This is a genomic window from Klebsiella sp. SWET4 (assembly GCF_024296565.1).
Lineage (GTDB): Bacteria > Pseudomonadota > Gammaproteobacteria > Enterobacterales > Enterobacteriaceae > Klebsiella > Klebsiella variicola.
The window spans coordinates 973,663-986,126 of sequence record NZ_JANCOB010000001.1 but is presented as its reverse complement, the minus strand read 5'-3'; the positions used below and the strand labels follow the sequence as shown (position 1 = coordinate 986,126).

Here is a 12,464-nt window from a genome sequence, read left to right as displayed (position 1 = left end):
CCTTACATGGCGGGGGATTCTCCGGTGGTCGGGGCCGGGGCTGGCGAGGCGCCGCGTCCGGCATCGAGGTCGGCACGGATCTGCTCATAGTGATCGTCGAGGCGGTAGAAGCGGCCCATCCACAGCATCGAGGCGAGGATCAACAGCGCCGGAATGTACAGATAGCAGGCCTTGATGGCCAACAGGGCGCTGTCGCTTTGCGCCTGGTTGGCGATATAGCCGCCGGAGGAGAGCAGTGCCCCGGTGATCGCCCCGGCGCCGGCCATCGCCACCTTGCCGAGAAAGCCGTTTATCGAGGTCAGGATACCCGCGGTATTAATGCCGGTTTTCCACACGCCGTAATCCACCGGGTCGGCCTGCATCGAGAAATAGATAGCCGTGCGCTGACCGGCGCCAAGGGAGAGGATCACCGCCCCGACGATCAGCCCCAGCGCGTAGGTGCCAGACAGCATCATCATCCCCATCCCGAGCAGATTGACCGCGCTGGCCACCAGATAGACATGACGTTTTTTCATGCGTCGGGCCAGCAGCGGGACGGTGAGGGTGCCGAGCAGGGGAACGAAGGTGGAGATCCCGGCGATAACCGCCGTCAGCTCGCTATTCCCGACGTAATAGTGGAAGAAGTACACCAGCGCTCCGGTCTGAAAGAAGAATGCCCCCCACATCAGAAATATATTGCTGGCGAAGATCCACCACGGACGATTGGCGCGCAGGCTAATCCAGGCGCGTTTCAGGGTCATGCGCTCCCCGGTGAGGGTAATCTTTTCTTCGACGTTGCGAAAGCTCACCAGCAGGAAAAAGGCCGCCAGTACGCCAAAAATCACCGCGGTATAGAGGAACCCCTGCTGCTGGTCGCCTTTGCCCAGCATGCCGACCAGCGGCAGGGTGGCCACGGCGACGATGGTGGCCCCGAGGGATCCCAGCAGAATACGTACCGCCGACAGCGTGGTGCGCTCTGCGGAATCACTGGTTAAAAACGGCAGCATGGCGCAGAACGGAATGTTCACCAGGGTGTAGAGGAACGACAGACACAGATAGGTGATAAAGGCGTACAGCAGTTTGCCGGTGGTGCCGAAATCCGGCACATAGAAGGCCAGAATACACAGCAGACCAAAAGGCAGGGCACCAATCAGCAGCCAGGGACGGCAGCGCCCCCAGCGGGTGGCAGTATTGTCGATTACCAGCCCCATCAGCACGTCGGCCACGCCGTCCACCAGCCGGGTAACCAGGAACATCAGCCCGACGTAATAGGCCGGGAGACCCATCACGTCGGTGTAAAAGAACATCAGATACAGAGAGATCATCTGCCACACAAGGTTGCAGGAGAGATCGGCAATGCCATAGCCAAGGCGCTGCCGCCACAGGGTAAACGTTGTTTCTGCCATAAATCACTCGCTTATCGTTGTTGTTAAAGTCCGTACTGGCGAATAAACCAGGCCGGGGTACAGCTCCACGCATGGCAGTAACTGTTAATGAGCTTACTGCCATACGGGGAAAAGTCAGGATGCTGCGGGTCGAAAATTTCCCAGAAGGTGTCGGCGCCGTAGTCAACCATCGCCCCCCAGTAGGCTTTGATCTCCGCCACCGCCTCCTCGCGCAGGCCGCACTGCAGCAGGGCGACAATATGATGATGGCGCAAGTACGGGGTATTCATGGCAATGGTGGGCGGCTGTTGCTGCAGGCGGCGCATCAGCGCTTGCCGCTGCCCGGCGGTGCCAACCTCCGCCAGTACCAGCCAGATCTGCGACGCCCATGAGACCTGGCGCGCGGCGCCGCTGATAAACACCTGCCGCTCGCTGTCCCACAGGTGGCGGAGGGCGGCCTCTTTCAGCTGCGCGAGCGTAGCGGTGTAGTCGGCTACCCGCTGCGGTTCAACACGCTGCGCCAGCCAGAGGGCACGCTGCAGGCAGTAGATAAGCACCCCCTGCGCCGACGACTGTTTATTCAGCTCTGCCTGCCAGTCGATAAATGCCCACCAGTCATCGCTGTCGCGCACCAGACCGTGGGGATCGCAGCGGGTCAGCGCCAGCTCGATTTGCCGCCGCGCCGTGGGCCACAGCTCACCGACGGTTTCCGTGTCGCCGGTGCTTTGCAGATAGTTATAAAGTACGTCGATAAAAAATAATGAATAATCAAAGAGAAAGGTGTCATCGGCGCGCACATCAGGCTGGACAAAGACATTGGCGGAGACCATGCCGTCTTCCCGGGTATGGCCGGCAAACAGGTACAGGCAGCGGCGGACCAGATCGTGGTGGCCGAAGGTCACGTCATTGACCAACGCCTGCAGGCGCAGGTCGCCGAGCCACAGCCGACGGTCACGTTTCGGCCCATCCTCAAATACCTCCTGCATGCAGTTTTGCAGGGTGCGAACCGCGACGCTATCAATGGCTTTCAACTGCGGATCGGCGATGACCGCCGGCTGCGGGCTGCCGGCTGAGGTAACGGTTTCCAGGGCTATCTCATCGAACTGCAGACGAAATTTGCGCGACAGCGCTTTGACCTCCACCTTCAGGTAGCGCAGGCAGTAGCGACGCGGCAGGTCAACCCGGGCGGGCAGGACGTCGAGCCACAGATCCTGTTGCTGCAACCAGCTACTGCTCAGCCACCCCTGGTACTCGCTGAACGGCTCGCAGACTTCGCTCAGCGTTTCGCCGAAGGTGAAGTGCAGATGGGCCGGGGCATCCGGCGGGCTGCCGACGCTGCGGCAGCTGAACTGCAGGTAGCCAACAAAATGGCTGCCAAAATCAATGATGATGCTGTCGCCGACGCGAAGCGGCTGCTGATAAAACTGCTCAGGCGTGCAGACGGTGTGTCCCCGCCAGCCGTTCAGCGCCGCCGGATCGGCGACGGCCTCGACGATGGCCTGCGGCGCCTGGCGCTGACGATGTAGCGCGGGCGTCAGGGCGGCCGCATGCTGTAATAAATGCGGATGGCGGGTCATCGCCACACTGGAATTGTATTGAATTGCCTGTGACATACTGCGTCCTCTCCATTAGGTTAGGCGCAGCATAGGCCGTCGTCTGGCGGCGCCACCACTCTGGCAATGCCAAACCGTCAGTGAAAATGGCAGGAATAATGAGGTGGGGGCGCTGGCGATCACAAATCCGCACATCGGGCGCGTGGCGAAGGCCGGAATAGATTATCGTGCCCCTGCGCACCAGGCTGTTCAGGATTTGCTGTAATGATGACACTGACCGTTGAGTATTATTTCACCCATCCCCAGGATAAGCTCGGTATGTACGCCAGCGACCCGGAAGATAATAGCCAGGAGCATGGCCACGAGTTTGCCGAGCTGGTGATCGTCGAGGAGGGGCATGGATTACACGTTATTAATGGCCGCCCGCTGTATATCCAGCAGGGCGATGTATTTTACGTCCAGCCGGGCGATGTCCACTATTATGATGAGCTGGGGACGCTGAAGTTGATTAATGTCTTAATTAATCCGGCGGTGGCCTTTCGCTATTTACAGCAGATGGAGGGATTGCTGCAGCAATTATCGGCGCAGCGTGCCGCCTGCTATGGCTGGCTGGCGCCGGAGACCCGCAGCTATTGTCGGGAACTGGTGGAAAAGATATTTTCCCCGGCGCTGAGGGCGGCGGATAATACCCCGCAACGGGAGTCTCTCTTTTTCCAGCTGGTGACCACCATTCTCACAGCCGAGTCGGAAGCCGAATATAGCAGCACCCGCTATAAACTGCATAAATTACTCACCTGGCTGCAGGAGCACTGTTTCGAAGAACATAACTGGCAGCAACTGGCGGAGCAATTTCATCTCACCACCCGCACCGCGTTTCGCCATATTAAAGAGGCCACGGGCTTAACGCCGGATAATTATCTGAAACGTCTGCGACTGGTCTCCGCGCGGGTCAAATTACGTGAAACGGAGATGACCATTACCGAAGTGGCTTATCTGTGCGGCTTTGCCAACAGCAACCACTTTACCACCCTGTATAAAAAAGTATTTGGCCTGACCCCCAGCGCCGATCGCCGCCGCCCACCGGGTTAAAAGGGGGGCCGCAGGCTGGGCAGGGGAAAAACCTGCCGCCTGCGGCAAGTCACGCTTACTCGTCGAGGGAGTTTGCCCGCACATGACGACCGCTGGCGACAAAATTGCCGGTGCCAAGATGATGCAGGGTATTGAGCTTATCGTCGTCGAACTGCCAGCGTCCGGTGACGAACGCGCGTTCATCGGCGGCGGCAGACACCACCTCCCCGAACAGGGTGTCGTACTGGGTCTGGGCCGCCGTCGCCGGCAGCAGTCGGCACTCCATCCATGCCAGACACTTCTCCTCGATCAGCGGCAACCCCAGCTCCGGGCCGGTCACTACCGGGATCCCCCAGGCATTGAATTTGTCCTCATCGCGGCCGCTGACGCTGCCGACGGCGTAGGTCCAGCTGGCGGCGGCGACGCCGGGGACCACAATGCCGAAGGTGCCGTTGCGCTCGATGATCTCCCGCGTCCAGGTACTTTTATCCACCACGATAGCCACCCGCGGCGGGGCGAATTCCACCGGCATTGACCAGGCGGCGGCCATGACGTTGCGCCGGTCAGACGGGGCATCGTAGCTGGTGATCAAAATGGTCGGGCCGTGGTTGAGCAGGCGGCTGGCGTACTGCAGTTCAACGTGGCGAAAGCGGCTCATAGGCGTTCCTTGAATAATGGGTCGGTTGGCAGGTAACACGTTAAGCCGCAATGAAAATGTAATCAATACGTCATCTCGTCTGACTATAGTCGCCAGCACTAAGTCCCAAAGAGGATCACAATATGTTGGCTCCCCTGATGTTATCCCAGGTGAGCGTGCCCCGTCGGATGTCGGCCGCCGGGCAGGTCTCGCTGTCCCGAAAGGGAGGGCGATGATGCGCACGCTGACCCCTATCACCCTGCAGGAGGTCTCTTTTGCCTTCGCAGAGACTCCCGTTCTTGACCGTTTCTCGTTGCATATCGAACCCGGCCGCATCGTGGCGCTACTGGGTCCGTCCGGCTGCGGCAAAAGCACTTTGCTGCGTCTGCTGGCCGGGCTGAGCGTGCCGGCCAGCGGCGAAATCCGCTTTGGCGACAGGCTGGTCGCCCGCGCAGGATGGGGATTGCCCCCGGAGCAGCGCGATATCGGCATGGTTTTTCAGGATTACGCCCTCTGGCCGCATATGAGCGTGGCGCAGAACGTCGCCTTTCCGCTGCGCATGCGCGGCGTCTCCCGTAGCGAACGCGAGCGCCGGGTTAGCGAGGCGCTGGCGCGGGTAGGCCTCAACGGTTTCGCCGAACGTAAACCCTCTGGTCTTTCTGGCGGTCAGCAGCAGCGGGTGGCGCTGGCGCGGGCGATCGTCGCCGCGCCGCGGGTGCTGCTGTTTGATGAACCGCTCTCCAACCTGGATAGCGAACTGCGCGAATCGCTGTGCGGCGAAATGAGCCGCCTGTTGCGACAGCTCGGCATCACCGCCGTGTATGTCACCCATGATCGACGTGAAGCCGAGCTGTTAGCTGACCAGATTGTCTATTTATCCGCGGGCCGCGTGGCCGCTGTCCGCGCCGTTACGCCAACCTCAGGGGAAGTTGCATGAACACCGTTATGACCGTTAAGAAAGGAGTGGTACTCGCGATGGCTCTTTCCGCCATGATGCTCTCCAGCGCCCATGCGCTGACCGTTTACACCGCCGGACCCGGCTCGCTGGCGAAAAGCCTGGCCAGCGGTTTTGAACAACAGACCGGGGTGAAGGTGACGGTTTTCCAGGCCACCACCGGCAAAGTAATGGCCCGACTGGAGGCCGAGCAGGCCAACCCGCAGGCGGATGTGCTGATCTCCGCCTCGTGGGATACCGCCGAAGATCTGCACCAGCGGGGCTGGTTGCTGCCTTTTGCGAGCGCCAATGCCGACCAGGTACCGGCGAACCTGAAATCGGCGGACTATATCGCCCAGGGCGTCTCCGCCCTGGGCATTGTCTGGAACAGTAAAAGCGGTACCCCGGAACCGAAAGAGTGGCGGGATCTCACCCAGCCGGCGTTTAAAGACAAGGTGACAACCCCCGACCCGGCGCTCTCCGGTGCGTCGCTGGATTTGCTGATCGGGCTGCAAAACAGCATGGGCGACCAGGCCTGGCAACTGTTTGACGATCTGAAAAAGAACGGCATGGTGGTCAGCGGACCCAACGCCCAGGCGGTGACGCCGGTGATGCAGGGGGCGAAAGCGGCGGTATTTGGCGCGGTGGATTATGTCTCCTACGGCAATATTCAGCAGGGCGAGTCGCTGAAGGTGATCTTCCCGGCCAGCGGAACAGTGATTGCCCCGCGCCCGATGATGATCCTCAAAACCAGCCAGCATGCCGACGATGCCAAAGCCTTTATCGATTATGTGCTGTCGCCGGAAGGTCAGGCGAGGGTTGCCGATGCCTGGCTGATGCCCGCCCGCCGCGACGTGGCGGCCAAACGTCCGCTACTGGACGCGCTGAAGGTGCTGCCCACCACCAGCGAAGGCAGCAGCGAGCGGGGCGCCGTGCTCGCCCGCTTCAGTCAGCTGTACGCGCAGTAATTGACTCGGTTCCTCCGGCGCTGGCCGCCGGGGGACCCCTCAGCTTCAGGAACCGGTTGTGAAACAAACATTCCTTTCCGGCGCGACCCTCGCTGCCCTGGTGATGCTGGTCGCGTTGCCGTTAGTGTTTATTCTGCTGCAGGCGATTTTTCCCCATTTTAGCGCCGGTTCGCTCGGGGACGCCTTTGGCGGCGTCTCGGCGCTGCTGGCCGATCCCCAGTTACCGGCGATGCTCGGCGGTACGCTGTGGATCGCCGCCGGCGTGGCGCTGGTCAGCGTAATGATTGGCCTGCCGCTCGGCATCCTGCGCGGTATGTTTTCGCTGCCGCTGCCCCGACTGTGGGATCTCCTGTTTTTGATCCCCTTTCTGACGCCGCCCTATATCTCGGCGCTCTCCTGGATGCTGGCCCTGCAAAGCCAGGGCTATCTGCAGCAGCTGACCGGCTGGCAACTGAACGATCTGCTGTTCAGCCGCAGCGGTATCGTGCTGGTGATGACCTTTAATATTTTCCCGGTGGTGTACTTTGCCGTCTCCCGCAGCCTGCTGGCGAGCGGGACCCGGCTGGCGGTGGTCGCCCGCGTCCATGGCGCCAGCGCCTGGCGCGCCTTCTGGCACGTGACACTGCCGATGCTCTCCCCGGCGCTGGCGGCGGGCACGCTGCTGGCGTTTACCCTCGCCATCGAGGAGTTTGGCGTACCGGCGGCGCTGGGCAGCCGGGCGGGAGTGGTGATGCTGACGGTCGGTATTGAGAAAAAGCTGGCCGACTGGCCGGTGGACCTTACCGGCGCCGCGCTGCTGTCGCTGCTGCTGATGGCGGTGGCGTTGTTCGCCTGGTGGCTGCAAATACGGCTGGTGGGGGAGAAAGAGGTCACCAGCGTCACCGGCAAGCCGGGAGAAAACCGCGGGGCATCGCTGAGCGTGATGACGCTGCCCGCCGTGCTGATAATGGCGGCCGTCGGCGGCCTGGCGGTCGGCGTCCCCGCCGCCTCGATGATGCTCACCAGCGTGATGGGCACGCTCTCAGGGGGCGTGAGTGTTGAGAATGTCACGCTACGTCACTTCGCGGCGCTGTTTGACCAGCAGGGGGATGCCCTGTCGGCCCTCGGCACCAGCCTGTCGCTGGCCCTGGGCTCGGCGCTGATTGTCGGCGCGCTGGGCCTGCTGGCCGCCTGGCTGGTGATGGTGCAGAAGATTAAAGGGCGCGGGATGGTGGACGCGCTGTCACTGATGCCGGCGGCGCTGCCGGGCGTGGTGGTAGGCGTCGGTTTGATCCTGCTGTGGAATCAGCCCTTCTGGCCGCGCTCGCCCTATAACACGCTGTGGATGTTGCTGCTCTCCTATTGCTGCCTGCTGTTGCCCTGGCCGGTGCGCTATGTCGGCAGCGCGCTGCGCCAGCTGGGCCACAATCTTGAGCCCGCCGCCCGGGTGCACGGGGCGTCGCCACTGCAGGCGCTGCGGTTGATTGTTCTGCCGCTGGTCTTTCCGGCGCTGCTGGCGGCGATGCTGATGGTGTTCGCGGTGGCCTCCCGGGAGCTGGTGACCTCGCTGCTGCTCTCTCCGGCCGGTACGCAAACCGTGGCGGTGTTTATCTGGCGTCAGTTCGAACAGGGCTCCGTCGGTCAGGGCATGGCGATGGCCAGCCTGACGCTGTTGACCGGTCTGGTCCTGATGCTGACGGCGCTGGCGCTGATGCAGCGCAGCACGCGCGGTTAACGACAAGCGCACAAAAAAGACGGTCGGCGCGGAAAAATAGGCTATAAATGTCGGACACCTACAGCTGGAGGCCTTGATGAGTCCCTTTTTACGCGCCTATTTTTCCCGTCTGGGCTGGACGGGTGAGCCTGATGTATCCATTGATACCCTGCGGGAATTGCATCTGCAGCATAACAGCGCCATCCCCTTTGAAAACCTCGACGTCCTGCTGCCGCGTGAGATCCACCTTGACGATCGGGCGCTGGAAGAGAAGCTGATCGCCGCCCGCCGCGGGGGGTATTGTTTTGAGCAAAATGGTCTCCTTGAGCGCGTGCTGCGCGAGATAGGCTTTAACGTCCGCAGCCTGCTTGGCCGCGTGGTGCTGGCCAATCCGCCGCAGATGCCGCCGCGTACTCACCGTTTATTGCTGGTGGAAGTGGCGGGCGAGCGCTGGATCGCCGACGTCGGCTTCGGCGGCCAGACGCTGACCGCGCCGATCAAACTGCTGGCCGATATCCCCCAGCAAACGCCGCATGGCAGCTATCGTCTGGTGCATGAAGGGGATGAGTGGACGCTGCAGTTCAACCATCACGAGCACTGGCAGTCGATGTACCATTTCGATTTAGGCCGCCAGTATGCGTCTGATTATGTGATGGGCAACTTCTGGTCGGCGCACTGGCCACAGTCTCACTTCCGTCACCATCTGCTGATGTGCCGTCATCTGCCGGACGGCGGCAAAATGACCCTCACCAATTTCCACTTTACCCACTGGGAGAATAACCACGTGGTGGAGAAGATCGATTTTGCCGATGTCTCCGCGCTGTATGAAGCGCTGCAGACCCGCTTCGGGCTGGGCGTGGACGATCCTAAACATGGCTTTAGTGAAGCGGCGCTGGCGGCGGTAATGGCGGCGTTCGATACCCATCCGGAAGCCGGGAAGTAAATTTCCTGATACCCGGTGGCGCTGCGCTGACCGGGCCTGAGGGAAAGCTATCGAATGAAGATAGAAGCGTTTTGCAGGCCGGATAAGGCGTAGCCGCCATCCGGCAAACTAACGGCGCAACGGGGTCAATGGCCTCCGCCAGCAGTCAGTGCCCGCGATGGATCCCTGCCACGCTCTGGCAGCGTCCGCTAAAACAATTCCATGGTAATCATCTTATTCAAATAACGGCTAAACGCTGCATCGTCCAGGGCCTGGGTGCCAAGGGCGTAAATCCCGTCGAGGCCGCACACCAGGGCGATAAAACGCCAGGCGATATCTGCCGGTGGTTCAGACGAATGAAATTCGCCGCAGGCGAGGCCCTGCTCGATGATGGCGACGGTCTCTTCATGCCACATGTTCATGGTCAGCAGGTAGGCCGCTTTGATGTCCGGGTCGCTGTCGGCCAGCACCTGGCCTTCGCGCCACAGGCGGATATAGGGCTCCAGCCGGCCATCTTCGCTGCCGATCATCGAGAATAACCGCTCGCGCCAGCTGGCGTCTTCGGCCACCAGCGGCATATCGAGCATCTCGCGGATCAGACGGATGAAAACCTGTGATTTCAGCTCGCCGATGGAGGAGAAGTGGTGGTGCAACTGCCCGGCGGCCACCTCGGCTTCGCGGGCGATCTGCCGCACGGTCATGGCGGCAAAGCCGCCGCGCAGCGCCAGCCGCATGGCGGCCTGCATAATCCCTTCCCGTCGTGCATCCCGCTGTAAATAGTGCATAGAACCCCGCTGTCATCTGGCTTTGGCCGAGTGTAACAAAAAATTGGACATGCGTTCAACAATCCGGCAGGATCGCCATCCTGGACGTGTGTCCAATTTCCAACATTGAGGTACAAGCTATGTCACGGCAATGGATGACGCTGATGGCGATTTTGCTGGTTTATATTCCGGTGGCGATTGACGCCACGGTATTGCATGTGGCCGCGCCGACGCTCAGCGTCGCGCTGGGTAGCAGCGGCAATGAGCTGCTGTGGATTATTGATATCTACTCCTTAGTCATGGCCGGTATGGTGCTGCCGATGGGCGCCCTCGGCGATAAAATCGGCTTCAAGCGCCTGCTGCTGCTCGGCAGCGCCATTTTTGGCGTCGCCTCGCTGTGCGCCGCGCTGTCGCCGACGGCCCTGACGCTGATTGCCTCACGCGCTTTGCTGGCGGTGGGGGCGGCGATGATCGTCCCGGCGACGCTGGCCGGGATCCGCAGCACCTTTGCCGAGGCCAGCCAGCGCAATATGGCGCTGGGTCTGTGGGCGGCGGTGGGCTCCGGCGGCGCGGCTTTTGGCCCGCTGGTGGGCGGCATGCTGCTGGAGCATTTCTACTGGGGGTCGGTATTCCTGATCAACGTACCGATCGTGCTGGTGGTTATCGCCATTAATGCGAAGGTGGTGCCGCGCCAGCCTGCGCGCCGCGAACAACCGCTCAATCTGCTGCAGGCGCTCATTTTAATTGCCTCGATCCTGATGCTGGTGTTTAGCGCGAAATCGGCGCTGAAGGGCCAGCTGGCGCTGTGGCTCACCGCACTGGTGGCGATCGGCGGAGCGGCGATGCTCACCTGGTTTATCCGCAAGCAGCTGTCGGCGACCCGCCCGATGGTGGATATGCGGCTGTTCACCCATCGTATTATTTTAAGCGGGGTGATGATGGCGATGACGGCCCTGATTACCTTGGTCGGTTTTGAGCTGCTGATGGCGCAGGAGCTGCAGTTTGTGCATCAGAAAACGCCGTTCGAGGCGGGGATGTTTATGCTGCCGGTGATGGTCGCCAGCGGCTTCAGCGGCCCGATTGCCGGCCTGCTGGTGTCGCGGCTTGGGCTGCGCGAGGTGGCGACCGGCGGGATGTTGCTCAGCGCCTTCAGCTTTTTGGGCCTCGCGCTGACCGATTTCAGCAGTCAGCCGTGGCAGGCGTGGGGGCTGATGACGCTGCTGGGCTTCAGCGTCGCCAGCGCGCTGCTGGCCTCCAGCTCCGCGATTATGGCGGCGGCGCCGAAGGAGAAAGCGGCGGCGGCCGGGGCCATCGAAACCATGGCCTATGAGCTGGGCGCCGGTCTCGGTATTGCGCTGTTTGGCCTGATCCTGACCCGCAGCTACAGCGCCACCATTGTGCTACCGTCCGGGCTGAGTGAGTCCATGGCGCAGCAGGCGTCGTCGTCAATCGGCGAGGCGGTCAGTCTGACCGAGGCGCTGCCCGCCGGGATGGCTGAGGCGCTGATGGCGGCGGCGAAGGCGGCCTTTACCCAGGCTCACAGCCTGGTGCTGGCGACGGCGGGCGTACTGCTTCTGCTGCTGGCGGCCGGCATCTGGCGCAGCCTGGCGAGCGTGGCGAAACCGCAGTCAGCGCTATAGCTGTAGCGACAGGTCCATCGCCGCGCGTCGTAGCGGGGCGAGGGCCTTCTCTTTTAACGCCGCGGCGCTGGTCGTCGCGGCGGGAACCCCGACATTCAGGGCGGCCACCACCTGGCCATTGCGTGACAGCACGGGCACCGCCAGCGAACACAACCCCACCTCAATCTGCCGGTCGGCGAGGGCATAGCCCTGCATGCGCACCCGGGCGATCTCCGCGCGTAGCCCGGCCATATCGCACAGGGTATGCGGGGTGTAGCGGATTAACGCTGCTCGTGACAGTGTCACTTCAAGCTGTTCCTCCGGCAGTGCGCTCAGCAATACCCGTCCCATAGAGGTCGCCCATGCTGGCAGGCGACTGCCGCGCCCCAGGTCGATGCTCAGTAAATTATTGACCGCCGCGCGGGCGATATAGAGCACGTTGTCGCCGTCCAGCGTCGCCGCTGAGCAGGATTCGCCGAGCGCTTTGCCAAGGCTATCCAGCGCCGTCTGCGCGACTTTCGCCAGCGGCGTGCCGGCCAGATAGGCGTGGCCGACGGCCAGCACCCGGGGCAGCAGTTCATAGCTGCGGCCATCCGGACTGTGCACCATGCCCAGCGCGGCGAGGGTATACAGGCAACGGCGTACCGCCGCGCGGGAGATTTGGGTTTTCTGGCTCAACTGAGAAATGGTCAGCCGCTGGCGCTGGGGAGTAAAAGCATTGAGCACCTCCAGCCCGCGGGCCAGAGACAGCATAAAATTGGGGTCGTGCTCGGCCTGCCTGGCGCTCAAGGTGGTGGGGGTATGGTCACGCATTGATTCCCTCTCCGTTGCAATGCAAAGCTCACGGGGCATCACTATACCGTGCGCAAACTGCACCGTCCTGAATTGTGCCGGTTTTACCACCGCGATCACATTATTAACTGCCTTTTAACAAACGTGCCG

The 12,464-nt window shown here is 61.9% G+C and carries 11 protein-coding genes; 6 read left to right on the top strand and 5 right to left on the bottom strand.

Going from position 1 to position 12,464, the window contains the following annotated elements; translation table 11 throughout:
• Positions 1-2: 2 nt before the first annotated feature.
• Both NKJ21_RS05070 and NKJ21_RS05065 read right to left on the bottom strand, forming a co-directional pair.
• Entirely contained in the window at positions 3-1,385 is a 1,383-nt protein-coding gene (locus tag NKJ21_RS05070; protein ID WP_044612884.1) for an MFS transporter, read from the bottom strand.
• Positions 1,386-1,408: 23 nt separating this feature from the next.
• Positions 1,409-2,977, bottom strand: coding sequence for a sugar hydrolase (locus tag NKJ21_RS05065; RefSeq protein WP_208777871.1), 1,569 nt, complete (start codon positions 2,975-2,977; stop codon positions 1,409-1,411).
• 204 nt (positions 2,978-3,181) lie between these two features.
• On the opposite strand from NKJ21_RS05065, the gene NKJ21_RS05060 reads away from it, so the two are divergent.
• Positions 3,182-4,006 carry a helix-turn-helix domain-containing protein gene (locus tag NKJ21_RS05060; RefSeq protein ID WP_004202721.1) on the top strand — a complete coding sequence of 275 codons (825 nt, stop codon included), beginning with the start codon at positions 3,182-3,184 and terminating at the stop codon, positions 4,004-4,006.
• 55 nt (positions 4,007-4,061) lie between these two features.
• Here the strand turns inward: NKJ21_RS05060 and NKJ21_RS05055 are convergent, their stop codons facing one another.
• Positions 4,062-4,643 (bottom strand): flavin reductase family protein, encoded by a 582-nt coding sequence (locus NKJ21_RS05055; RefSeq protein WP_004151228.1) that lies wholly within the window; start codon positions 4,641-4,643, stop codon positions 4,062-4,064.
• Between the two features lie 211 nt (positions 4,644-4,854).
• Between NKJ21_RS05055 and NKJ21_RS05050 the strand changes: the two genes are divergently transcribed.
• The 4 genes from NKJ21_RS05050 to nhoA all read left to right on the top strand — a co-directional run bounded on the left by NKJ21_RS05050 (position 4,855) and on the right by nhoA (position 9,160).
• Positions 4,855-5,559, top strand: a complete 705-nt coding sequence (locus NKJ21_RS05050) for an ABC transporter ATP-binding protein (protein WP_012541582.1) — start codon at positions 4,855-4,857, stop codon at positions 5,557-5,559.
• Positions 5,556-6,524 carry an ABC transporter substrate-binding protein gene (locus NKJ21_RS05045; RefSeq protein WP_008804721.1) on the top strand — a complete coding sequence of 323 codons (969 nt, stop codon included), beginning with the start codon at positions 5,556-5,558 and terminating at the stop codon, positions 6,522-6,524. Before NKJ21_RS05050 ends, NKJ21_RS05045 begins: the two co-directional genes overlap by 4 nt.
• Positions 6,525-6,582: 58 nt before the next feature.
• Positions 6,583-8,238, top strand: coding sequence for an iron ABC transporter permease (locus NKJ21_RS05040; protein ID WP_032754498.1), 1,656 nt, complete (start codon positions 6,583-6,585; stop codon positions 8,236-8,238).
• Positions 8,239-8,314: 76 nt separating this feature from the next.
• Entirely contained in the window at positions 8,315-9,160 is an 846-nt protein-coding gene (nhoA, locus tag NKJ21_RS05035; protein ID WP_016161153.1) for an N-hydroxyarylamine O-acetyltransferase, read from the top strand.
• A 188-nt stretch (positions 9,161-9,348) separates the two neighbouring features.
• On the opposite strand, the gene NKJ21_RS05030 is transcribed toward nhoA, so the two are convergent.
• Positions 9,349-9,924, bottom strand: coding sequence for a TetR family transcriptional regulator (locus NKJ21_RS05030; RefSeq protein ID WP_032738859.1), 576 nt, complete (start codon positions 9,922-9,924; stop codon positions 9,349-9,351).
• 119 nt (positions 9,925-10,043) lie between these two features.
• Between NKJ21_RS05030 and kmrA the strand changes: the two genes are divergently transcribed.
• The gene (gene kmrA / locus NKJ21_RS05025) at positions 10,044-11,543 is read left to right on the top strand and encodes an efflux MFS transporter KmrA (RefSeq protein ID WP_012968097.1); all 1,500 of its coding nucleotides are present in this window, start codon (positions 10,044-10,046) and stop codon (positions 11,541-11,543) included.
• Here the strand turns inward: kmrA and NKJ21_RS05020 are convergent.
• The gene (locus NKJ21_RS05020; protein WP_162708821.1) at positions 11,538-12,374 is read right to left on the bottom strand and encodes an IclR family transcriptional regulator C-terminal domain-containing protein; all 837 of its coding nucleotides are present in this window, start codon (positions 12,372-12,374) and stop codon (positions 11,538-11,540) included. The genes kmrA and NKJ21_RS05020 overlap by 6 nt on opposite strands.
• Positions 12,375-12,464: the final 90 nt, after the last annotated feature.